This window comes from Pseudomonas sp. KH_046_2, assembly GCF_057838985.1.
On record NZ_CM174480.1, the window covers coordinates 4,994,608 to 5,017,928 of the forward strand.

At 61.5% G+C, this 23,321-nt stretch carries 20 protein-coding genes and 1 pseudogene; 10 read left to right on the forward strand and 11 right to left on the reverse strand.

Annotation, left to right across the window (positions count from 1 at the left end; genetic code table 11):
* Positions 1-124 precede the first annotated feature (124 nt).
* The 4 genes and pseudogenes from AC3IX1_RS22640 (at position 125) to AC3IX1_RS22655 (ending at position 5,601) form a co-directional block, all read left to right on the forward strand.
* Entirely contained in the window at positions 125-1,891 is a 1,767-nt protein-coding gene (locus AC3IX1_RS22640; RefSeq protein WP_489385893.1) for an ATP-binding protein, read from the forward strand.
* Positions 1,885-3,224 (forward strand): annotated as a pseudogene (locus AC3IX1_RS22645) (sigma-54-dependent transcriptional regulator); the annotation flags it as partial. The gene AC3IX1_RS22640 and the pseudogene AC3IX1_RS22645, both read left to right, overlap by 7 nt.
* 278 nt (positions 3,225-3,502) lie before the next feature.
* Entirely contained in the window at positions 3,503-4,822 is a 1,320-nt protein-coding gene (locus AC3IX1_RS22650) for an MFS transporter (RefSeq protein ID WP_489385894.1), read from the forward strand.
* A gap of 155 nt (positions 4,823-4,977) precedes the next feature.
* A complete protein-coding gene (locus AC3IX1_RS22655; protein ID WP_489385895.1) occupies positions 4,978-5,601 on the forward strand; it encodes a flavin reductase family protein in 624 nt (207 codons plus the stop codon).
* Between the two features lie 5 nt (positions 5,602-5,606).
* Here the strand turns inward: AC3IX1_RS22655 and AC3IX1_RS22660 are convergent, their stop codons facing one another.
* Together AC3IX1_RS22660 and AC3IX1_RS22665 are read right to left on the reverse strand one after the other, a co-directional pair.
* Positions 5,607-5,837 (reverse strand): hypothetical protein, encoded by a 231-nt coding sequence (locus AC3IX1_RS22660; protein ID WP_489385896.1) that lies wholly within the window; start codon positions 5,835-5,837, stop codon positions 5,607-5,609.
* Between the two features lie 41 nt (positions 5,838-5,878).
* Positions 5,879-6,232 carry a putative quinol monooxygenase gene (locus tag AC3IX1_RS22665; protein ID WP_489385897.1) on the reverse strand — a complete coding sequence of 118 codons (354 nt, stop codon included), beginning with the start codon at positions 6,230-6,232 and terminating at the stop codon, positions 5,879-5,881.
* Positions 6,233-6,571: 339 nt separating this feature from the next.
* Here AC3IX1_RS22665 and AC3IX1_RS22670 point away from each other — a divergent pair, with 339 nt between their 5' ends.
* Positions 6,572-7,501 carry an AraC family transcriptional regulator gene (locus tag AC3IX1_RS22670; protein ID WP_150728061.1) on the forward strand — a complete coding sequence of 310 codons (930 nt, stop codon included), beginning with the start codon at positions 6,572-6,574 and terminating at the stop codon, positions 7,499-7,501.
* A 132-nt stretch (positions 7,502-7,633) separates the two neighbouring features.
* Here AC3IX1_RS22670 and AC3IX1_RS22675 read toward each other — a convergent pair whose 3' ends face one another.
* From AC3IX1_RS22675 to AC3IX1_RS22700, 6 genes are all read right to left on the reverse strand, one after another.
* The gene (locus AC3IX1_RS22675; protein ID WP_150757246.1) at positions 7,634-8,689 is read right to left on the reverse strand and encodes an ABC transporter ATP-binding protein; all 1,056 of its coding nucleotides are present in this window, start codon (positions 8,687-8,689) and stop codon (positions 7,634-7,636) included.
* 18 nt (positions 8,690-8,707) lie between these two features.
* Positions 8,708-9,556, reverse strand: a complete 849-nt coding sequence (locus AC3IX1_RS22680) for an ABC transporter permease (RefSeq protein ID WP_489385898.1) — start codon at positions 9,554-9,556, stop codon at positions 8,708-8,710.
* Positions 9,553-10,461, reverse strand: a complete 909-nt coding sequence (locus AC3IX1_RS22685) for an ABC transporter permease (protein ID WP_489385899.1) — start codon at positions 10,459-10,461, stop codon at positions 9,553-9,555. The genes AC3IX1_RS22680 and AC3IX1_RS22685 overlap by 4 nt, the downstream gene beginning before the upstream one ends.
* A gap of 194 nt (positions 10,462-10,655) precedes the next feature.
* Entirely contained in the window at positions 10,656-11,759 is a 1,104-nt protein-coding gene (locus tag AC3IX1_RS22690) for an extracellular solute-binding protein (protein WP_095942819.1), read from the reverse strand.
* Positions 11,760-12,054: 295 nt separating this feature from the next.
* Positions 12,055-13,503, reverse strand: coding sequence for an aldehyde dehydrogenase family protein (locus AC3IX1_RS22695; RefSeq protein WP_489385900.1), 1,449 nt, complete (start codon positions 13,501-13,503; stop codon positions 12,055-12,057).
* Positions 13,500-15,137 carry a 5-guanidino-2-oxopentanoate decarboxylase gene (locus AC3IX1_RS22700; protein WP_489385901.1) on the reverse strand — a complete coding sequence of 546 codons (1,638 nt, stop codon included), beginning with the start codon at positions 15,135-15,137 and terminating at the stop codon, positions 13,500-13,502. The genes AC3IX1_RS22695 and AC3IX1_RS22700 overlap by 4 nt, the downstream gene beginning before the upstream one ends.
* 159 nt (positions 15,138-15,296) lie before the next feature.
* Between AC3IX1_RS22700 and AC3IX1_RS22705 the strand changes: the two genes are divergently transcribed.
* Entirely contained in the window at positions 15,297-16,178 is an 882-nt protein-coding gene (locus tag AC3IX1_RS22705) for a LysR substrate-binding domain-containing protein (protein ID WP_489385902.1), read from the forward strand.
* A 130-nt stretch (positions 16,179-16,308) separates the two neighbouring features.
* Here AC3IX1_RS22705 and AC3IX1_RS22710 read toward each other — a convergent pair whose 3' ends face one another.
* Both AC3IX1_RS22710 and AC3IX1_RS22715 read right to left on the reverse strand, forming a co-directional pair.
* Positions 16,309-16,923, reverse strand: coding sequence for an NAD(P)-dependent oxidoreductase (locus AC3IX1_RS22710; RefSeq protein ID WP_489385903.1), 615 nt, complete (start codon positions 16,921-16,923; stop codon positions 16,309-16,311).
* A 188-nt stretch (positions 16,924-17,111) separates the two neighbouring features.
* Positions 17,112-17,996 (reverse strand): MBL fold metallo-hydrolase, encoded by an 885-nt coding sequence (locus AC3IX1_RS22715; protein WP_489385904.1) that lies wholly within the window; start codon positions 17,994-17,996, stop codon positions 17,112-17,114.
* A gap of 114 nt (positions 17,997-18,110) precedes the next feature.
* On the opposite strand from AC3IX1_RS22715, the gene AC3IX1_RS22720 reads away from it, so the two are divergent.
* Both AC3IX1_RS22720 and AC3IX1_RS22725 read left to right on the forward strand, forming a co-directional pair.
* Positions 18,111-19,016, forward strand: coding sequence for a LysR family transcriptional regulator (locus AC3IX1_RS22720; protein WP_489385905.1), 906 nt, complete (start codon positions 18,111-18,113; stop codon positions 19,014-19,016).
* 219 nt (positions 19,017-19,235) lie between these two features.
* Complete coding sequence (locus AC3IX1_RS22725; RefSeq protein WP_489385906.1) at positions 19,236-19,412, forward strand: hypothetical protein; 177 nt, start codon at positions 19,236-19,238, stop codon at positions 19,410-19,412.
* A gap of 8 nt (positions 19,413-19,420) precedes the next feature.
* Here the strand turns inward: AC3IX1_RS22725 and AC3IX1_RS22730 are convergent, their stop codons facing one another.
* Positions 19,421-20,317 carry a helix-turn-helix domain-containing protein gene (locus AC3IX1_RS22730; RefSeq protein ID WP_090457497.1) on the reverse strand — a complete coding sequence of 299 codons (897 nt, stop codon included), beginning with the start codon at positions 20,315-20,317 and terminating at the stop codon, positions 19,421-19,423.
* Positions 20,318-20,498: 181 nt separating this feature from the next.
* Between AC3IX1_RS22730 and pobA the strand changes: the two genes are divergently transcribed.
* A complete protein-coding gene (gene pobA, locus AC3IX1_RS22735) occupies positions 20,499-21,692 on the forward strand; it encodes a 4-hydroxybenzoate 3-monooxygenase (protein WP_489385907.1) in 1,194 nt (397 codons plus the stop codon).
* A 78-nt stretch (positions 21,693-21,770) separates the two neighbouring features.
* Positions 21,771-23,288, forward strand: a complete 1,518-nt coding sequence (locus AC3IX1_RS22740) for an MDR family MFS transporter (RefSeq protein ID WP_489385908.1) — start codon at positions 21,771-21,773, stop codon at positions 23,286-23,288.
* The last annotated feature ends 33 nt before the right edge of the window (positions 23,289-23,321 follow it).

Consider the following 23,321-nt stretch of genomic DNA (forward strand, 5'->3'; position numbering starts at 1 on the left):
AGAAACCGGTTTGTCGGTCACGACAGACCGGTTTTTTTTCGCCCCGACAATGGCTCCCTCAGGAGAGAAGAACGCGATTCGCATGCTATGGTGCTCGCCCTTATTTTCGCCTGTTGCCGACCGCATGCTCCTGACTTCCCGCCCTTTGCGCCTGGCGCTCTACACCCTGTTGATCATCGCCGGCGCTGCCCTTGCCGCGACCCTGGCCATGCGTCAAACCGTGCGCCAGTCGATGGTCGAGGACGCCGCCCGTGCCAATCAGCAATTGGCGCTGTACGCCAATTCCCTGCACACCCTGATCGAACGTTACCGTGCCCTGCCCGCCGTGCTGGCCCTGGACCCGGAGCTGCGCTCGGCCCTCAAGGGCCCGGTGAGTGCCGAGCAGCAGGACGCACTGAACCGTAAACTGGAGAAGATCAACGGCGCAGCTGAATCCTCGACCCTGGAGCTGCTCGACCGCACCGGTCTGGCCGTGGCGGCGAGCAACTGGCGTTTGCCCAGCAGTTATGTCGGCCACAACTACGGTTTCCGCCCCTATTTCAACCAGACCCGCACCCAGGGCACCGGGCGCTTCTACGCTGTGGGCGTGACCAGCGGGATTCCCGGCTATTTCCTGTCCAGCGCCGTCACGGATGACGAAGAGCAGTTCCTCGGTGCGATGGTGGTGAAACTGGAGTTCCCCGAACTGGAACGCGAGTGGCGTCAGGGCAGCGACACGTTGCTGGTCAGCGACGCGCGCGGGATCATCTTCATCGCCAATCAGCCAGGCTGGCGCTATCGCTTGCTAAAACCGTTGAGCGCCAGCGATCACGCCGAACTCAAGACCACTCGCCAATACGACAAACAAACCCTGACCCCGCTGGCGTTTGAGTCGCTGCGACGCTTCGACGACAACAGTGATCTGGCGCGGGTCGATGGCCCCGACGGCAAGGCGGAGTACCTGTGGGAATCCCTGCCGCTGAGCACCGAAGGCTGGACGCTGCACCTGCTGCGGCGCCCGCAGGTCGCCTTCGAAGACAGCCGCAACGCTGCCCTCGCTGCCGCCGGTCTGTGGCTGACGCTGGTATTTCTGTTGCTGTTTCTCAACCAACGCTGGCGCTTGGCCAAACTGCGCCAGCGCAGTCGTGAAGAGCTCGAACAACTGGTGGAAGAGCGCACCCGCGACTTGCGCACCGCTCAGGAAGGCCTGGTGCAATCGGCCAAACTCGCCGCGCTTGGCCAGATGTCGGCGGCGCTGGCTCACGAGATCAATCAACCGCTAACCGCCCAGCGCATGCAGCTGGCAACCTTGCGCCTGCTGCTCGACCACGGCCGGGTCGACGACGCCTACAAGGCGCTCAAACCGGTGGATGAAATGCTCACGCGCATGGCCGCCCTCACCGGCCATCTGAAAACCTTCGCCCGCAAAAGCCCCAGCGGCTTGCGCGAACGCCTGGACCTGGCGGCGGTGGTGGACCAGTCGCTGCAACTGCTCGACACAAGGTTGCGCGACGAACAGGTCAGCACCGTGCTGCACCTGACCCGCCCGGCCTGGGTGCGTGGCGATGCGATTCGCCTGGAACAGGTGCTGATCAACCTGCTGCGCAATGCCCTCGACGCGATGCAGGACAAACCCTGCAAACGCCTGGAAATTCGCCTCGAAGCCGACGAACAATTGTGGCGCCTGAGCGTGATCGACAACGGTGGCGGCATCGCCGAAGAGAACCTGTCCAAGGTCTTCGATCCGTTCTTCACCACAAAACCGGTGGGCGACGGCCTTGGGATCGGTTTGGCCGTGTCCTTTGCCATCGTTCATGAATCCGGCGGGCGCTTGAGTGCCGAAAATCATGACAAAGGGGCCGTGTTTACCGTGACCTTGCCCATCGACCTGGAGGTGCATGAAGCATGCTGAACTCAGTGATCGTGGTCGACGACGAAAGCAGCATCCGCAGTGCCGTCGAGCAATGGTTGAGCCTCTCGGGTTTCGAGGTGCAGCTGTTCAGCCGCGCCGATGAATGCCTGGCGCAATTGCCCAGGCATTTTGCCGGGGTGATTCTCAGCGATGTGCGCATGCCCGGCATGACCGGCCTGGAACTGTTGGCCGAAGTACAGCGCCGGGATGCCGATTTGCCGGTGATCCTGCTGACCGGCCACGGCGATGTACCGATGGCCGTCGAGGCCATGCGCGACGGTGCCTACGATTTTCTCGAAAAGCCCTTCAGCCCGGAAACCTTGCTCGGCAGCCTGCGCCGCGCCCTCGACAAGCGCCGGCTGGTGCTGGAGAACCGCGCGCTGCACGAGCAGGCGGACAACCGCGCCAAGCTGGATGCCACGCTGCTCGGCGTGTCCCGGGGTTTGCAGACCCTGCGGCGGCAAGTTCTGGACCTGGCAGCACTGCCGGTCAACGTGCTGATTCGCGGGGAAACCGGTAGCGGCAAGGAGCTGGTCGCGCGTTGCCTGCACGATTTCGGACCGCGGGCCGACAAGCCCTTTGTCGCGCTCAACTGCGCGGCCATTCCCGAGCAATTGTTCGAGGCCGAGCTGTTCGGTCACGAGAGCGGTGCGTTCACCGGGGCGTCGGGCAAGCGCATCGGCAAGCTCGAGTACGCCGACGGCGGCACGCTGTTTCTCGATGAAATCGAAAGCATGCCGCTGGCCCAGCAAGTGAAACTGCTGCGGGTGTTGCAGGAGCAAAGGCTTGAACGACTGGGCTCGAACCAGAGCATCCGCGTGGATTTGCGCATCATTGCCGCGACCAAACCGGACCTGCTCGACGAAGCGCGGGCCGGACGTTTTCGCGAAGACCTGGCCTATCGCTTGAACGTCGCGGAACTGCGCCTGCCACCCTTGCGCGAACGCCGTGAAGACATCCCCCTGCTGTTCGAATCCTTTGCCCAAAACGCCGCCGAACGGCTGGGACGAAAATTTCCACCGTTGAGCGGCGCGCAGTTGAGCCACTTGCTGAGCCATGACTGGCCGGGCAACGTGCGCGAACTGGCGAACGTCGCCGAGCGTCAGGTATTGGGGCTCGGTGAGCCCGAGCCCTTGGGCATCGAGCCTGGCCAGTCACTGGCGGCGCAACAGGAAGCGTTCGAAGCGCAATGCCTGCGTGCGGCATTGACCCGGCACAAGGGCGATGTGAAAGCGGTGCTCGAAGAACTGCAACTGCCGCGCCGGACCTTCAATGAAAAGATGCAGCGGCATGGGTTGAGTCGGGAAATGTTCCTGTAGCGTCTGAACCGGCCTCATCGCGAGCAGGCTCGCTCCTACAGTTATTTGATGTACACCGGACCATTGTGGGAGTGAGCCTGCTCGCGATGGGGCCGGCTCAAGCAAAGAAAATTCCCGACATGAATAAGCAATTTTCCGCTCGCACCCAACGAAACATAAGCGGATTTCCGCTCACCGAAACACCCTCACCCCTCTAAACCGGCCCTCTCTTCGTTGGCACAGCTCCTGCTATAGCCCTGGCAGGCTGCGTTTAATCGCGCTCCACAAAAACAATTAAATGAAGGATCCTTCAATGGATAACTCCAACGCCCTGCCCCTTGGGTCGGCTGCCGTGCCGGCCAAAGAAAGAACCACGTCCAGCCGCATCAAATCGATCTTCAGCGGTTCCGTCGGCAACATGGTCGAGTGGTACGACTGGTACGTCTACGCCGCCTTCTCCCTGTACTTCGCCAAGACCTTCTTCCCCAAAGGCGACACCACCGCCCAACTGCTCAACACCGCCGCGATCTTCGCCGTGGGCTTCCTGATGCGTCCGATCGGTGGCTGGCTGATGGGCCTGTATGCCGACAAGGTCGGGCGCAAAAAGGCCCTGATGGCCTCGGTGTACCTGATGTGCTTCGGCTCGCTGCTGATCGCCCTCAGCCCGGGTTATGAAGTCATCGGCATCGGCGCGCCGATCCTGCTGGTGTTCGCGCGCTTGCTGCAAGGCCTGTCGGTGGGTGGCGAATACGGCACCTCCGCCACTTACCTCAGCGAGATGGCAACCAAGGAGCGTCGCGGCTTCTACTCCAGCTTCCAGTACGTGACCCTGATCTCCGGCCAGCTCATCGCTTTGGCAGTGCTGATTGTCCTGCAGAACTTCCTGACCACCGAGGAGCTCTACGCCTGGGGCTGGCGCATCCCGTTCGCCATCGGCGCGCTGTGTGCCGTTGTTGCGTTGTACCTGCGTCGCGGCATGGAAGAGACCGAGTCCTTCACCAAGAAAGAAAAAGCCAAGGAAAGCGCCATGCGCACCTTGATGCGTCACCCCAAGGAACTGATGACCGTGGTCGGCCTGACCATGGGCGGTACCCTGGCGTTCTACACCTACACCACCTACATGCAGAAATACCTGGTGAACACCGTCGGCATGAGCATTTCCGACTCCACCACCATTTCCGCCGCCACGCTGTTCCTGTTCATGTGCCTGCAACCGATCATCGGCGGGCTGTCGGATAAAATCGGTCGCCGACCGATCCTGATCGCCTTCGGTATCCTCGGGACGCTGTTCACCGTGCCGATCCTCACCACCCTGCACACCATCACTACCTGGTGGGGCGCGTTCTTCCTGATCATGGCTGCGCTGATCATCGTCAGCGGCTACACCTCGATCAACGCCGTGGTGAAAGCCGAACTGTTCCCGACCGAAATCCGCGCCCTGGGCGTGGGCCTGCCGTACGCACTGACCGTATCGATCTTCGGCGGCACCGCTGAATACATCGCGCTGTGGTTCAAGAGCATCGGCATGGAGACGGGTTACTACTGGTACGTGACCGCGTGTATTGCCGTGTCGTTGCTGGTGTACGTCACTATGAAAGACACCCGCAAGCATTCGCGGATCGTCACTGACTGACAGGCGTCAGGCAGTTACCGCAAGGGTGACTGCCAAGGCCCGCTTCAAAACCTGTAGGAGCGAGCAAGCTCGCTCCTACAGTGATCTTCATCCGACTGGAAATCCGCCGCGCGTACTTGCACCATGAGCGTCTCCCGCAAGTTCTGGAACCCCCCATGCCCGACGACATCCACTTCTACGAACCCGCCAACGGCCACGGCCTGCCCCACGATCCGTTCAACGCCATCGTCGGCCCGCGCCCCATCGGCTGGATCTCTTCACAGGATGCCGAGGGCCGCTTGAACCTGGCGCCCTACAGCTTCTTCAACGCCTTCAACTACATCCCGCCGATCATTGGTTTTTCCAGCGTCGGGCGCAAAGACAGCCTGAACAACATCGAACAGACCGGCGAGTTCGCCTGGAACCTGGCCACCCGGCCGCTGGCCGAGCAGATGAACCAGAGCAGCGCCATGGTCAAGCCTGAGGTCAACGAGTTCGAACTGGCCGGGCTGACGACCGCTGCCTCGAAGGTCATTCAGGTGCCGCGGGTGGCCGAGAGCCCGGTGTCCTTCGAGTGCAAGGTCACGCAGATCATCCAGTTGCAACGGGCGGACGGCAATGTGGTGCCGACATGGCTGATCCTCGGCGAAGTGGTCGCCGTGCATATCGCCAAATGGCTATTGAAGGATGGGGTATACGATACCGCCGCGGCAGAACCGATTCTGCGCGGCGGCGGGCCGGCGGATTACTTCCAGCTGGGGCCAGAGGCGTTATTCAAGATGTACCGCCCGGGGCGGTGAAGTGACTACCAGAGCAGGTCGGCGTCTTCTTTGACGTCCTTGAGGTGGGTCAGCTCTTTGGCCGCTGCCAGGTCGGCGTCATGGGCAGTCTTGAAGATCTGCCCTTCCAGCACTTTGTGAAAACGCGGGGCGCCGGCACCACCCAGCGCTTTGACGGCGATAGCGGCGTGATAACCACCCTCGCCCGGTATTACAGCGGAAACAGCTTCGAAGTGATCAAAGGCTTTACGTGCCATGTCGCGAATCCTGGCTGGTTGAGAATGCCGTCATTAAACCCTCAACCGGCCAGTTTGTGTACCGCCGCTGCGGACTGACCCAGGGCCTGCGCCACCGAGACATCCTTGAAGGTGTGGAAATCCAGGCTGTTGACTACCAGCTCCTGCACCAGCTCGGCAAAAATCTCCATCGCCGGCGTGCTGAAGTACGCGGTCATGGCCTGTTGATTGCTCCAGAATCCGGACACCAGCCACAGCTCCGGATCGCATTGCGAATGCTGCAAGGCAAAGCTCAGGCAGCCTGGCGCTGCGCGGGACGGTTCTATCAGGGCGCTGAGGCGCACACCGAGTTCCGCCGAGCGCCCGGCGCGCGCTCGAACGAAGGCCATATGACTGACGGGGATCTGCGTGGACATGTTCAACCCTCCCGGGGAGTCGCGTGGCAGCCGGGGGACGGGCTGCGACAGGATCAAAGGTTAAGGGCCGCAACGCCTGTCTCGTTAGTCGATTCCTGCCGGTGCGTTGCACAATCCTGCGAAACTGCGTCGGCAGCCTGTAACAAGGTGTAAAACCCTGTCACGGTTCTGCCATACGAGTTTCAAGCAAGTTCTTGCGGCACAAGGCTCTAGTGGCTACACCGCCGGTCGACGTCAGGCAGAATCAGGCAAGCATCCGGCAGGATGTGTCTACCGCTGCCGCTTGCACAAACTTATGCTCTGCAGCACTCCCTCCATGCCTTGCCGAGGATGCCTCGCATGTCGTCGCTCGATCACTTTCAAGCCCCGCTGGACACCGACATGGAAAAACAGCGTGCGGAACTGGCGGCCATCATTCGCCGCAACACCGCAGAAGATGGCAGTTATGCCACGGCCATCGGCTCGCTGTTCATGTCCCGCCACAGCCAGTCCCACGAGTTCGCCCCGGTGCTCGCGCAACCGGCGCTGTGCATCATGGCCCAGGGGCGCAAGGAAGTTCAGTTGGCCAACGAGTACTTCAACTACGACCCGTTGAACTACCTGGTGGTCTCGGTCTCGATGCCGCTCAGTGGACGGGTGGTGGATGTCTCGCCTGAGGAACCGATCCTGGCCTTGCGCCTGGACATCGACCCGACTGAGATCACCGCACTGATCGCCGACGCCGGCCCCCTCGGCGTGCCCACCCGGCCGACCGGGCGCGGGCTGTATGTCGAAAAACTCGACACCGCGATGCTCGACGCCGTGCTGCGCCTGGCACGGTTGCTGGATACGCCAAAAGACATCGCCATGCTCGCGCCACTGATTCGCCGGGAGATCCTCTATCGCCTGTTGCGCAGCAAACAGGGGCATCGGCTGTACGAAATCGCCATCGCCAACAGTCAGAGCCACCGCATCAGCCAGGCGATCAAATGGCTCAACGGCAATTTTGAACAGCCGTTGCGCATCGATGATCTGGCCAAGGAAGTGAACCTGAGCGTGTCGACGCTGCATCACCGCTTCAAGGCGATGACGGCGATGAGTCCGTTGCAGTATCAGAAGCAGTTGCGCCTGCAGGAAGCACGGCGGCTGATGCTGGCCGAAGGGCTGGAGGCTTCGGCGGCGGGGTATCGGGTCGGTTATGAAAGCCCGTCGCAGTTCAGCCGGGAGTACAGCCGGCTGTTCGGGGCGCCGCCGTTGCGGGATCTGGCGCGGTTGCGGTTGTCAGTCTGATCCAGAATTTGTGTTGGTTGTACCGGCCTCATCGCGAGCAGGCTCGCTCCTACAATGGGCCGGTGTACACATCATCCATGTAGGAGCGAGCCTGCTCGCGATGGGGCCGGCAAGGCCAACATCAAATTTGGATCAGGCCCCAAGTACCCGGCAAGCCTCCACCGGCAAGGTCACCGACACCGGATGCCCTACGCTCAGGCCAAAGCCCTGGCAAGGCGTGCTCAGCGCGGTAAACGACACCCCGGAACACTCCACCGTGGTCTCGATGGTCGCGCCGATATCGCGCACGAACGTCACCTTGCCCAGCAATCGGTTGCCTGCGGTCGCCTGCGGAGCCGACAGTTGCAGGTCTTCCGGGCGAATCAGCATCTTCACCTTTTCCCCGGCCACAATGCTGCTGCAGATCGGCACTTGCAACGCATCGCCGCCTGGCAAGCTGACCTTGCCGTTACCCAGCACCGTGGCCGGGAAGATGTTGCCAGAGCCGATGAAGTCCGCGACGAACTCATTGGCCGGGTGGCGGTAGATCTCGATCGGCGTGCCCACCTGCTGCACCTTGTGCTCACCCAATACGACCACGATATCGGCCATGGTCATGGCTTCGCGCTGGTCGTGGGTCACCATGATGGTGGTGATGTTCAGGCGTTGTTGCAGCTGGCGGATTTCCACCTGCATCGACTCGCGCAGCTTGGCGTCCAGCGCCGACAGCGGTTCGTCGAGCAGGAGGATTTTCGGGTGCGAGGCAATCGCCCGGGCAATCGCCACGCGCTGGCGTTGGCCGCCGGACAGCTTGGCCACCGGACGATTGATCATCGCTTGCAACTGGATCAGTTCCAGCAGTTCCACCACCCGCGCCTGCTGATCAGCCTTGCTGACCCCGCGCAGTTTCAGCGGATAGGCGATGTTCTCCCCGACCGTCATGTGCGGGAACAGCGCCAGGGACTGGAACACCATGCCGAAGTTGCGCAGGTGCGCCGGGGTGTTGCCGATGTCCTCGCCGTCCAGGCGGATCTCGCCGCCGGTCAGGGTTTCAAGGCCGGCGATCATGCGCAGCAAGGTGGTTTTGCCGCAGCCCGAAGGGCCGAGGAAACACACCAGTTTGCCCTCGGGCAAATGCAGGTTCACATCCGTTACCGCGCAGGCCGAGCCGTAATGTTTCTCGACGTTTTCCAGAATCAGACCAGACATGTGAATCACCTCAAGAAATCAGAACGAAACGCCACCTTCACCAACCAGCTTCTCCAGCGCCCAGATCAGGACGAAGTCGATCAGCACGATCAGCACGGCAAACGAAAATACGGTTGGGTCGAGCGAAGACACGGTGCGGCTGTACATCCAGATCGGCACGGTCATGACGTCGATGGTGTAGAGGAAATAGGTCACGGTGAATTCGTTGAACGAGACGATGAACGCCAGCAGCATGCCCGCCAGGATCCCCGACTTCATCAACGGCACCACCACATCGACAATCGCCCGCAGCGGTGAAGCACCGAGCATTTGCGCGGCCTCTTCGACTTCGCTGCCGATGGAGAGCATCGCCGCCGTGCAGTTCTTCACCACGAACGGCAATGCGAGGATCACGTGGGCTATCACCAGGCGCGAGGTGGTCATGTGGAACGGCAGGCTGTCGAACACCAGCAGCAGTGCCAGGCCCAACACCACCATCGGGAACACCAGTGGCAACGACATCAGTTGCAGCGCCACGGCCTTGCCGCGGAACTCGCAACGGGTCAGCGCGTAGGCCGCCGGCACCGCGATGATCGTGGCGAAAATCATGGTCAGGCACGCCACCAGCAGGCTGGTGCTCATGGCCTGGCCGAGGCTCAGGACGTCGCTGGCGTCCGGCGACACGAAGGTGTGCCAGGCAGCCTTGTACCATTGCAGGCTGTAGCTGCTCGGCGGGAAGTCGAGGTTCGACGCGCCGCTGAACGACATCACGATCATGGTCAGGATCGGCAGTACCGCCAGCAGCAGGATGAAGCCCGAGAGGATGCCGGCAAACTTGCCGGTATCACCCGGCAACAGCGACTGGCGCTTCTTGATCAGGGTACTCATTGCGAAGCCTCCAGCATTCGGCGACGACGGCCAGTGATGTATTCGGACAGGGTCATGATCGCGAGGGTGGTGACGATCAGCACCACACCGGCGGCGGATGCGGCGGGCCAGTTCATCAGCGGGGCGATCTGGTCATGCACCATCACCGCCAGCATCGGCACACGCCGACCACCGAGCAGCAAGGGCACCACGAAACTGCTGGCGTTGTAGGCGAACACCAGGGTCGCACCGGTAATGATTCCCGGCAGACTCATCGGCAATACCACCTGGCGGAACACCTGGAAGCGACTGGCGCCCAGGGTGGCGGCCGCTTCTTCATAGCTGCGGGCGACACCTCGCATAGCGCTGGCAATCGGCAACACGGCCAGCGGGAAGGCGGTTTGCACCAGGCCCATCAACACGCCGTTCTGGTTGTAGAGCAGCATGATCGGGCGCTTGATCAGGCCCAGGCCCATCAGTGCCTGGTTGAGCATGCCGCCAGGGCCGAGGATCACCAGCCAGCCATAGCTTTGCAGCAGCAGGTTGACCAGCAATGGCAGCAACACCGCCGCAAGGAAGATCCGGCGCACGAACGGCGAGGTCAGGCGCGACATGGTGTAGGCCACCGGGATCGCCAGGATCACTGCGATCACCGCGCTGATCAGCGCCAGGCGCAGGGTCAGCATCAGCGACTTGAGGTAATAGGGTTCCAGCAACTGGACGTAACTGGCCAGGCTGAACCCGGACCATTCCGCGCCCTTGGTGCCCACGCTCATGCGCAGTACCAGCAGGCTCGCGGCAATCAGTACGCCAAGAAACAGCATCGACGGCGAGAGGAAAAGCCAGGCGCGCGTCGTTGGCGAAACACCCCGAGCAGCGCGCACGGGGGCGGCACTCACCGGATGAGTCAGAGGTTGGTGTTCCATAGCAAAGGGTCTCGTCAATGGAAAGCAGCTGACAGACACAAGACTTCCAGACACATCGGCCCCTTGTAGGAGTGAGCCTGCTCGCGATGACTGCTCATCAGCCGCCATTGATGGTGGCTGACACTCCGCTATCGCGAGCAGGCTCACTCCTACAGGGATCTTCAGTGTTTGAAGATCCTGTGTACGTCACTCGATCAGGAAGAAAAGATTTCCGTGTAACGACGAATCCATTGGTCATGCACAGTCGCCAGGAAGGCGTTGTCGTGCATGATCGCCTTCTCGGCAATCTGCTCCGGCGTGAGGATGTACGGGCTCTTGCGTGCTTCGGCGGAGATGATCGCCTTGGCGTTGACCGGGCCGTTGTAGATGTCTTCAGCCATCTTGCCCTGCACCAGCGGGTCCAGGGAGTGGTTGATGAAGGCGTAGGCCATGTCGGTATCGCCCGGACGGTTCTTCGGCATCACCGACAGCATCAGGTCGGTGTAGAAACCTTCCTTCATGCCGAACGTGGCGCCCAGACCGTAGGCCGGATCGCGGATCTGTTTCGGGAAGAAGGCTGGTGCGTACAGGCCGCCCATGTCCAGTGAGCCGGTGCGGAACAGTTCGGCGATCTGGTTCGGGTTTTCGCCCAGGGTCACCACACGATCTTTCAGCTCGGCGAGTTTCTTGAAGCCAGGCTCGATGTTGTGTTCGTCACCACCGGCCAGTTTGGCGGCGATGATGATCAGGTCCATGGCCTCGGTCCAGTTCGGCGGCGGCAGGAAGATGTTCGGCGCCGCGTCGGCATCCCACAGGGAGGCGTAGCTGGTCGGGGCTTCTTTCTGGGTGCGGGTGCTGTAGACCAGGCTGTTGCACCACAGCAGGTAACCGATACCGTGGCCATTGGCGCCGGTGCGGTATTTCTCCGGTACATCGACGAGGTTGGGAATGCGGTTGAGGTCGGGTTTTTCCAGCAGGTTGGCGGCGGCCAGACCTTCGGCACCGACGCCTGCCAGGGTGATGATGTCGTACTGCGGACGATCGCCGCCGGCCTTGAGTTTGGCGACCATTTCCGAGGTACTGCCGGTGCGGTCAGCGATGACCTTGCAGCCGTACTTGTCTTCGAACGTCGCGGCGATGTTGCGCAGTGCGGCCAGGCCGGTGTCATCGGACCAGGTCAGCAAACGCAGGGTCTTGCCGGCAAAACGTGTGTCGCTGGCATTGGCCTTGATGAACGGCATGCTCATGGCTGCCGCTGCAACCGAGGCTACGCCCACGGTCTTGATGAATTGACGTCTGTTCAGATCATGCTCGCCCATTACGGACTCCCTTTGTTTTTGTAGGTATAAGGCAGGTCGAAACTGTTGCATCCGCGCGACCGGACCAGCGTTGGCCCCTCTATTTTCGGGGGCTTGGCTGAGCCAGCGAGTTCATCCTGAGGTCGTGTAAAACACCTGACTATCGATAAAAACTCATTGAAGCCATGACGCCAGCGCATGCCTCATGTAGGAGCGAGCTTGCTCGCGAAAGGTGCAAGGGCGCCGCGTACATTCAGGCGCCCCACGTCATCGTTGACGTCCATCGCGAGCAGGCTCGCTCCTACAGTGATTGGCGTCAGACGGCCCGGATCACGTGTTTGATTTCCTGGAAAGCCTGCAAGCCCCACGGCCCCAGTTCGCGGCCGATGCTGCTCTGCTTGTAGCCGCCCCAGGCGGTCTGCGGGAAGATCACCTGCGGCGCGTTGATCCACACAAGCCCCGCCTGCAAAGCGTTGGCGACGCGGTCAGCGGTTTCGGCGTTGCGTGTCACCACACTGGCGACCAGGCCAAACTGGCTGTCGTTGGCCAAGGCAATCGCTTCGGCTTCAGAGGCGAAACTGCGCACGCAGATCACCGGGCCGAAAATCTCTTCATTCCACAGCGCACTGTCGAGGGGCACGTCGGCGAACACCGTCGGCTGCAAAAAATATCCGCGCGGCAGGTCGGCGGGACGATTGCCACCGCAAATCAGCTTGGCGCCGGCGCTCAGGCCGCGATCGATATGACCGAGCACTCGCTGGTATTGCGCCTGATTGACCAGTGCGCCCATTTCCACGTTCGGATCGAACGGGTCGGCCACGCGAATGGCTTCGGCACGGGCCTTCACTCGAGTCAGGAATTCATCGGCCAGTTCATCGGCGACCAACACGCGGCTGGTGGCGGAGCACATCTGCCCGGCGTTGAAGAAACCACCGCCACAGGCCACTTCCACCGCCAGGTCGAGATCGGCATCGGCCAGCACCAGCAGCGAGGATTTGCCGCCCAGTTCCAGGCTCACGCCCTTGACGGTTTCCGCCGCCTGTTGCATGACCTGCACACCGACCGCGTTGCTGCCGGTGAAGGAAATTTTCGCGATGCGCGAGTCTGCCGACAGGGGCGCGCCAACCGCCAGGCCGGTGCCGCACACCAGGTTGAACACGCCCTTGGGAACACCGGACTCGGCAATGATCGCCGCCAGTTCCAGCTCCGGCAGCGGCGTCACTTCCGAAGGCTTGAGCACCACGCAGCAACCGGCGGCCAGGGCCGGGGCGAGTTTCCAGGCGGTGGTGACCATCGGGAAGTTCCACGGCACGATCAGGCCGACCACACCGCACGGCTCGCGGCGCAAACGCGCGCTAAAGTCGTCGGTTGGCAGTTCTACCGCGCTGTCTTGTTTGGCGTCCAGCCCTTCGGCCAGACCGGCGTAGTACTCGAACGTGGCGATCACGTCATCGACGTCGATCGCGGCTTCGAATTGCGGCTTGCCGTTGTTGCTCGACTGCAAGTGCATCAACTTTTCACGATTGGCCTGCACGCCCGCGGCAATTTTGCGCAGAATCGCACCGCGCTGGGCGCCCGTGGTTTTCGACCAGTCGGCGAACGCCTGGGTGGCCGCGCTCACCGCTTGATCAACCGCACGCTCGTCGCCGCCATTGACGGTGGTCAACAGGGCTTCGGTCGCCGGGTTGATCACGCGCAGGTGTTCGTTGCCGGCCGACCATTGGCCGTTGATGTACAGGCCGTCCAGGGTCGTAGGGAAAGTCATTTCGACACCGCCTGCATCCACTGGGTCTGGTCGATTTCAATCAGGGTCGGGCCCTGGCGATCGCTGGCCACACGCAATGCGCCGCGCAGTTGCTCGACATTGCTGACCGCTTCGGCGGCGCAACCCAATGCCTTGGCCACACCGATGAAGTCCGGGGTATAGATGTCTACGCCCACCGGCTCGATGGCACGGTTGACCATGTATTTCTTGATCTCTTCGTAGCCCTGGTTATTCCACAGCAGCACGATGACCGGGGTGCGCGCTTCAACGGCACTGGCCAGTTCCGGCAGGGTGAACTGCAGGCCACCGTCGCCGATCAGGCACACCACCGGAGGACGCGCGCCACCTTTGACGCGGCCACCCAGCCAGGCGCCAATCGCCGCCGGCAAGGCGTAGCCGAGGGTGCCGTAACCAGTGGACGAGTTGAACCAGCGACGCGGACGCTCCGGGTTGAACGTCAGGTTGCCGGTGTACACCGGTTGGGTCGAATCGCCGACGAATACGGCGTTCGGCAATTCATACAGCACGGTTTCGAGGAAACGGGTCTGGGCCAGGGTCGGTGCGTCCCAGGTCGCGGCCAGGTCTTTACGCAAACGGGCGGCACGCACCTGGCCCCAATCGTTGCTGCGCTCGGCCAGGGATTTGTGCGACAGGGCACTGAGCAAAGCCTGGGCGGCGTTGCGCGAGTCGGCCACCAGCGCCACGTGCGGCGGGTAGTTGCGCACGGTCTGGTCCGGGTCGATATCGACGCGCAGCAACTTGCCAGGAATTTCGAAGCCACCGGCGAAGGTCACGTCGTAGTCGGTCTCGGCCAGTTCGGTGCCGATGGCCAGGACCACGTCGGCCTCGGCGACCAGTGCACGGGTGGCGACCAGGCTCTGGGTCGAGCCGATCAGCAGCGGGTGGCCGGAGGCGAGCATGCCCTTGGCATTGATGGTCAGGGCGACCGGCGCGTCCAGCAGCTCGGCCAGCTCAGTCAGCTCGACGGCCGCGTCGATGGCGCCGCCACCGGCGAGAATCAGCGGACGCTTGGCGTCGGCCAGCAATTCGGTCATGCGCGACACGGCGCTCGGCGAAGCACCGGCGCGGTCGATATTGACCGGCAGGCTGCCGAGCAAGTCGTCGGCATCTTCAACCAGGACATCCAGCGGAATTTCAATGTGCACCGGACGCGGACGGCCAGCCTGGAACAGTGCAAAGGCGCGAGCCAGCACGCCCGGCAATTCCGAGGCCGACATCAGGGTGTGGGAGAACGCCGCGACACCGGCACACAGGGCGCCCTGGTTCGGCAGCTCATGCAGCTTGCCGCGACCGCCGCCCAACTGGCTGCGCGATTGCACGCTGGAGATCACCAGCATCGGGATCGAATCGGCATAGGCCTGGCCCATGGCGGTGGTGATGTTGGTCATGCCAGGGCCGGTGATGATGAAGCACACACCCGGTTTGCCGCTGGTGCGGGCGTAGCCGTCGGCCATGAAGCCGGCGCCCTGTTCGTGACGCGGCGTGACGTGGTTGATGCTCGAACGGGCCAGCCCGCGATACAGCTCCACGGTATGCACCCCCGGAATGCCGAACACCTGCTCGACCCCGTAGTTTTCGAGTAACTTGACCAATACTTCGCCGCACGTCGCCATGTCTTTGCCCTTTTTGTTCGTTTGAGACGCCGGGCGTGCGCTGTGTTTATGATGGATTCGCAGGCCCGGGAATGGCCTCATTGGAACGGGCGACAGGTAGCCGCAACAATGGATAAAAAGTCATACTAGCCATGTCCTCACGTCATACCTTGGATCCCAATGAAACGACTGCCTCCCCTGCCGGCGCTGCACACTTTTCTGATTACCGCGCAGTGCTGCAATTTCACCCGGGCCGCCGAACAGCTGCACATCACCCAGGGCGCGGTGAGTCGGCAGATCGCCGGGCTGGAAGATCATCTGGGTTATGAGTTGTTCATCCGCCTGGCTCGAGGCCTGGACCTGACAGCCGAGGGACGGGAATGGCTGCCACGGGTCCAGCAGATTTTCGGCCTGATCGACGAGGCCGTTGAACAGATCGGCGAGAAGCGCGAAACCCTGCAGCTCAAGGCACCGACCTGTGTCATGCGCTGGTTGCTGCCGCGTCTGCTGCAATGGCAAAGGGAACGCCCGGACGTGCCGGTGGAACTGACCACTACGGTCAAGCACGGGGTGGATTTTCATCGCGAACAGTTCGATGCAGCGGTGATGTACGGCGCACCGCCAGACGATTCATTGATGTCGCAAAAACTCTTCGACGAACAACTCACGCCGGTGTGTTCCAGACCGATGCTCGAAGGCCCCATGCCCCTGCAGACCCCGGCCGATCTACAACAGCACCTGTTGCTGCACCCGACCCGCGACGAGCGGGACTGGAAAGCCTGGTTGAAAGCCGCTGATGTGAATTTGACCAATGTCGGCAAGGGCCAGCATTTCGAAACACTGGACCTGGCGATGTCGATGGCGTCCCAGGGAACGGGGGTGGCGATTGGCGACTGGTCGCTGATTGGCGATGACCTGAACGCCGGGCGGCTGGTCATGCCATTCGAATTGAAGGTGACGACAGGACTGGCGTATTACCTGGTGCTCCCCGAAAAACCCGGGGCTTCGCCGAAGTTGCGTGAGTTGATGGGCTGGTTGGTGGAGCAGGCTCAGTCGCGGTAAAACCGTGTAACTCTGATGCTCCACCCTGTAGGAGTGAGCCTGCTCGCGATGACGGTTTCACATTCAAAATCAATGTTGACTGCTCCGCTGCTATCGCGAGCAGGCTCACTCCTACAGGTGATCAGTGAGCTCAATACCCGACTGTAAACCGCTGCCGCGAATGCTTTGGCGCTTCCACTTCGTCGAGCATCGCAATCGCGTAGTCGGCAAAGGTAATCCAGCTGCGCCCTGCGCTGCTCACCAGCAAATCATCCTGACCGAGGCGGAATGTCCCCGTGCGCTCGCCCTCGACAAATTCGGCCGATGGCGACAGGAAGGTCCAGTCCAGATCCCGCTCTTCACGCAAGATTGCGAGGAATTCGGCACCGGCACTGGCCTCTGCCTTGTAAGCCTCAGGGAAACCTTCGCTATCGATCACTCGAGTGCCATCGGGCAATAGCAGCGAACCCGCCCCGCCCACCACCAGCAGACGTTTGACCCCGGCTTTTTTCACCGGGCCAACGACTGCGCCAGCAGGCAGCGTGGCGAAATGCGCCGCGCTGATAACCACGTCATGGCCCGTAATTGCAGCTTGCAACGCAGCGGCATCAAGGGCATCGACAGCCTTGCCGACCACACCTTCACGCGGGTCGATTTTCGATGTGTCGCGGGCAATGGCGGTAACGTTGTGACCACGACGCAGCGCTTCTTCCAGCAGTTGGCTACCGGCACGACCGGTGGCACCGATGATTGCGATTTTGCTCATGACGTTCTCCAGTGGATGACAAATTTGAAAAGCAACGCAGCCTATTGTGGCGAGGGGGCTTGCCCCCGTTCGGCTGCGCAGCAGTCGTAAAACCTGTGATTAGGGTGTGACTGATGAAATGCAGGGGAGTGCTTCGCACTCCAACGGGGGCAAGCCCCCTCGCCACAAAAAAGCATCACCGCATCAACTTATTCACCCCACTTCATCTCGCCCTTGGCGACCTTGGCACTCAGCTCGAGGGAGCTTTCATCACCCAGGGTCGGGTAGCGTTTTTTCATCGCCGCGATCAGCGCGGCAGAATCCTTGGCCTTGGCGGTTTCCTCGTCGAAGGCCTTGATGTAAGCGGCGGTGAACTGCACGGCGTCCAGGGCGCGATCGCTCTCGCCCAGGTAATGCCCCGGGACCACGGTCTGCGGCTTCAGGGTTTCAATGGAATGCAGCGTAGACAACCAATCGGCATGGGACTGTGGTGTTTGCGTGTCAGCCATCCACACGTGGATGTTCTGCGCCACCACGACACCACCGACGACCGCCTTGATCGACGGAATCCACACAAAGCTGCGATCCGGCTGCGGACCCTCAAGACCAACCACCTGCAACTTCTGCCCTTCAAGGATCAGGCTGTCCCCCTTGAGCACATCCGGCACGATGGTTTTTGCCGGCACGTCGGCGCCCATTTTCGGGCCCCAGAACGCCAGTTTGCTGTCGACGGTTCGCTTGATGTGGTCGACGGTCGGCTGCGAGGCAAGGACCTTGGCCTTGGGGAATGCGGCCGTCAGGGTATCGAGGCCGAAGTAGTAGTCCGGGTCACCGTGGCTGATGTAGATGGTGGTCAGTTGCTTGCCGCTGGCGCGGATTTTTTCCACCACCTGTTCGGCCTGGGATTTGCCGAATTGCGCATCCACCAGGATCGCTTCTTTCTCGCCACTGACCAGCACCGAGGTCACCGGGAAGATGGCTTTTTCGCCGGGGTTGTAGACATCCAGCGTCAGGGACGAGGCGGCTGCATGGGCGGCGAAACCGAGGGCGGCGCTTGCCAGTAATACGCGCTTGAGGGTGGTGAAACCGATCATCTGTTGCTCCGTTGTCCGAATGCCGTTCTTGGCGATGGAACAGAGCTTAGTTGCCTGACTCAGTACAAAAAATGCGATGCTTGAACATAGTTTGTTTCTGAAAGCGGGCAAATCATGGATCGTCTTCAAGCAATGCGCGTGTTCGTCACGGTGGTCGACCTCGGCAGCCAGTCGGCCGCCGCCGATCATCTGGAGCTGTCACGGCCGGTGGTGTCGCGGTATCTGGCGGAACTGGAAGACTGGATCGGCGCGCGCCTGATGCATCGCACCACACGCAAGTTGAGCCTGACCGCCGCCGGCAACGAGATCCTGCCCCGCTGTCGGCAGATGCTCGATTTGTCCACCGACATGCAAGCCGCCGTCAGCGAACCGGATGACGCACCGCGCGGCCTGCTGCGGATCAGCGTCAGCACCTCCTTCGGCCAGGCGCAACTGGCCGATGCCATGGCTGCATATGTCCGACGCTACCCCGGCGTCAGCATCGACATGCAGATGCTCGACCGCACCGTGAACCTGGTGGATGAGCGCATCGACCTGGCGATCCGCACCAGCAACGACCTGGACCCGAACCTGATCGCCCGCCGCCTGACGGTTTGTCGTTCGGTGATCTGCGCGTCCCCCGCCTACTTGCGCGAGCACCCGGCGCCGCAACGGGTCGAGGACCTGAGCCTGCACAATTGCCTGACCCACTCCTACTTCGGCAAAAGCCTCTGGCATTTCGAGCAGGACGGCGAGCAGGTTTCTGTACCGGTGCAGGGCAACATCAGCGCCAACGAGGCCAGCACGCTGCTGCGCGCAACGATCGCCGGCGCCGGGGTGGCGATGCTGCCCACGTACCAGGCCGGCGTGCACATTCACAGTGGCGAGTTGATTCGCCTGCTGCCGACGGCCGAACCCCGGCAAATGAACGTGTATGCGGTGTATGCCTCACGCAAGCACATGCCGGCGGCGTTGCGCAGCTTGCTGGATTTTCTGGTGCTTAGATTTCCGGAAGAACCGGAATGGGATGTGGGCCTGTAACCCGATTAAAACTGTAGGAGCGAGCCTGCTCGCGATAGCGTTGGATCAGTCAACATCTTCGTCAATGAACGATTGCTATCGCGAGCAGGCTCGCTCCTACATGGGTTCATCAGCGTTCTGAATACCGCATCAAATGCCAAACCCGCCTTGCTGGCAACTCAGTGGCACTGACCTATGCTCAAAGTAATACCGAAAGGTATTGGTTCAGAGGTCAACGCCATGAACATCAGAACAAGAAGATACCTCGCGATTTTCGTCACCTGCGCGGTCACGCTCGGGCTGTATGGCGCTGCGGCCTGGCGGGTCGAGCAACTGCGCAACCTGCCCCGTGAAACCGCGAGCTGCAACTTCGAGCGCTGCATCCCCCACAACGCTACCTTCAACACCCTCCGGTAACGAAGGGGTCAGGCTTCGTTGTCCTGATCGGCCTTCAAGCGGTCACGAAACGCTTTGGGCGAAATCCCCACACGACGCCGGAACAGGCGCGTGAAGTTGGTCGGATCGGAAAAACCCAACACGTCGGACATTTCATAAATGGTCATGCTGGTGTAGGTCAGCAAACGCTTGGCCTCCAGCAATTGCCGTTCGTGCATGATCTGCAACGCCGGTTGCCCCGCCAATTCACGGCAGGTGCCGTTGAGGTGGGACACGGATATCCCCAGCCGGTGCGCCAGGTCCTCGACCTTGACGTGCTGGCGATAGGTCTCTTCCACCAGCTGAATAAACCCGTTGAGGTATTCCCGGGCCCGCTGCGGTCGCGCCATGGCGGTGCGCCGCTGGATCACCTGGCGGCTGACCCACACCACGATCACGCTGACCAGCGAATGCATGAGCATTTCCCGCGCCGGTTGATGGCTGGTGTATTCGTTCTGCAAGGCGCTGAACAGGCTGTTGAGGTACTCGGCGTCCTTGCCTGCCGGGTAGCTTTCGGACTGGGCCAGGGCATTGACCGATTGCCCCAACTGCATCTGCAGGTGGGCAATCAGCGGCGCGGCCAGGGTCACGACAAACCCTTCCACGTCCTCGGAAAAGCGAAAGCCGTGCACCGAAAGCGGTGGCAGGATCTGGATGGCCGGCTCCACCAGTTGCGTTCGCTTGCCTTCGATTTCAAGCTCGGCCTGACCTTTGAACACGAAGAGCAACTGGCACAAGTCAGCGTGGCGGTGGGGTTTGATTTCCCAATGATGTTCGCGACTGCGTTTGGAAATGGTTTCACAGTGCAACAAGTCCGGGGTCGGCCAATCCAGGCTTTCACCGTAGAGCTTGAACACCGGAATCGAAGGCAGGTCAGGCTTGTTCATCACTTCAATCCAGGCCTCGGGGTTGATCTCGGGCGATAATCGCACCGATTGGCAGAATGTACAGCTATCGGCTCAGTTTTCACCTTCAATTGACAGACCCGCAAGGGAAAAATGCAAGCACTCGATCCATAAAAATCATTCACCGGCCCTGGTCGCGTGAAGCTTGCGAGTCATAAGAACAATGAAAACGCTGAAAACCCAAGTTGCCATTATCGGTGCTGGCCCTTCAGGCTTGCTGCTCGGCCAATTGCTGCACAACGTCGGCATCGACAACATCGTTCTCGAGCGTCAAACCCCGGACTACGTGCTCGGCCGAATCCGCGCCGGCGTGCTCGAACAAGGCATGGTAGAGCTGTTGCGTCAGGCTGGCGTGAGTCAGCGCATGGATGCCGAGGGACTGGTGCATGGCGGCTTCGAACTGGCCCTCGACGGACGCCAGGTACACATCGATCTGCAAGCGTTGACCGGCGGCAAGACGGTGATGATCTACGGCCAGACCGAAGTCACCCGCGACCTGATGGCCGCTCGTCGGGAGGCTGGCGCGCAGACGATTTATCAAGCCGACAACGTCGTTCCCCACGGCATGAAAACCGACGAAGCGTTTGTCACTTTTGAGAAAGACGGCGAACGGTATCGCCTCGATTGCGACTACATCGCCGGTTGCGACGGCTTCCATGGAGTGGCGCGACAATCGATTCCCGCCGACAGCCTGAAAGTCTTCGAACGGATCTATCCGTTCGGCTGGCTCGGGATCCTGGCCGACACTCCGCCAGTCCACGAAGAGCTGGTCTACGCCCGTCATGAGCGCGGTTTCGCCCTGTGCAGCATGCGCTCGCCGACACGCACCCGTTATTACCTGCAAGTGCCCACCAGCGATCATGTCGACAACTGGTCGGATCAACGCTTCTGGGACGAACTCAAGTCGCGACTGCCACAACAGTTGGCGGACAAACTGGTAACGGGTCCGTCCATCGAAAAAAGCATCGCGCCACTGCGCAGCTTCGTGGTCGAACCCATGCAGTACGGGCGGATGTTCCTGGTCGGTGACGCCGCGCACATTGTTCCGCCCACCGGGGCCAAGGGCTTGAACCTGGCGGCCAGTGACGTCAGCACGTTGTTCAACATCCTGGTCAAGGTTTACCGCGACGATCGCCTTGATCTGCTGGAGAAATACTCGGAAATCTGCCTGCGCCGGGTGTGGAAGGCCGAGCGGTTTTCCTGGTGGATGACCTCGATGCTGCACCGTTTCGACGATCACGATGCCTTTAGCCAGCGCATTGCCGAATCGGAGCTGGAGTATTTTGTCGGCTCCGAAGCGGGTCGAAAAACCATTGCAGAAAACTACGTCGGGCTTCCTTATGAGGCTATCGAATAGCCTGCTATCGACTTACACTGGCGAGCATCCCCGCTCGCCTTGCCTCCTGCGGGACAATCTCTGCCCGCAGGTTTTCCCGTGACCAATCTCCGCCAGCCTGAAACGCCCAAACCCGCTATCCGCAGCGTGCTGATCGCCCTGATGCTGGCGATCTTCCTCGGCGCGCTGGACCAGACCATCGTCGCCGTTTCGATGCCGGCCATTTCCGCACAATTCAAGGACGTCAGCCTGCTGGCCTGGGTGATTTCCGGCTACATGGTGGCCATGACCGTGGCGGTGCCGATCTACGGCAAACTGGGCGACCTGTACGGGCGGCGCAAGCTGATGCTGTTCGGCATGGGCCTGTTCACCCTGGCATCAGTGTTCTGTGGCATGGCCCAGAGCATGGAGCAACTGGTGCTGGCGCGGATCTTCCAGGGCATCGGGGCCGGCGGGATGATTTCGGTGAGCCAGGCGATCATCGGTGACATCGTGCCGCCACGGGAGCGCGGTCGTTACCAGGGCTATTTCAGCAGCATGTACGCCGTAGCCAGCGTGGCCGGCCCGGTGCTCGGCGGCTACATGACCGAATACCTGTCCTGGCGCTGGGTGTTCCTGATCAACCTGCCGCTGGGCCTGGGTGCCTGGCTGGTGGCCCATCGCACACTGGTAGGGCTGCCGATTCCGCAGCGCAAACCGATCATCGATTACCTGGGCACCGTGCTGATGATCATCGGGCTGACAGCGTTGTTGCTGGGCATCACCCAGGTCGGCCAGGGCCATTCGTGGCGCAGCGCCGAAGTGCTGGCGCTGCTAGCCAGTGCGGTGCTGGTTCTGGGGCTGTTCGTCGTCCACGAACGGCGGGCGCTGGAGCCGTTGTTGCCGATGCATCTGTTCGCCAATCGCAATGCGATCCTGTGCTGGTGCACGATTTTCTTCACCAGCTTCCAGGCCATCTCGCTGATCGTATTGATGCCGCTGCGCTTCCAGAGCGTCACCGGCGCCGGTGCCGACAGCGCCGCCCTGCACCTGCTGCCCCTGGCCATGGGCTTGCCGATTGGCGCGTATTTCGCCGGCCGCCGCACCTCGGTGACCGGGCGTTACAAACCGATGATTCTCACCGGTGCTGCGCTGATGCCCATTGCGATTCTTGGCATGGCGTTCAGCCCACCGCAGGACTTTGTCGTGAGCAGCCTGTTCATGTTGCTCTGCGGGATTTCCTCCGGTATGCAGTTCCCGACGTCATTGGTGGGCACGCAGAACTCGGTGGACCAGCGGGACATCGGCGTGGCCACCAGCACCACCAACCTGTTCCGTTCGCTGGGTGGTGCCATGGGTGTGGCATTGATGTCGGCGCTGCTGTTGGCGTTGTTGCAGGATTCGAGTTTCGCGCACCTGGCCGGCTCGTCGCTGATTGCCGAAGGCCATTCGGGGAATGTGCTGCTGGACGGTTTGAATGCCGCGCCGGGTGATGCGCAGAACGCCTTGCGTGCCGAGTTGTTGCTGACGTTCCGGCATTTGCTGACGTTCAGCGCGGCCGTTTCACTGCTGGGGCTGGCGGCGGCGATTGCCATGCCGAACATGTTGTTGCGCGGGCGCGAGGACAAGGTTCGATAGGTAGACCGAGTCGCCTGTATTCGCGAGCAAGCC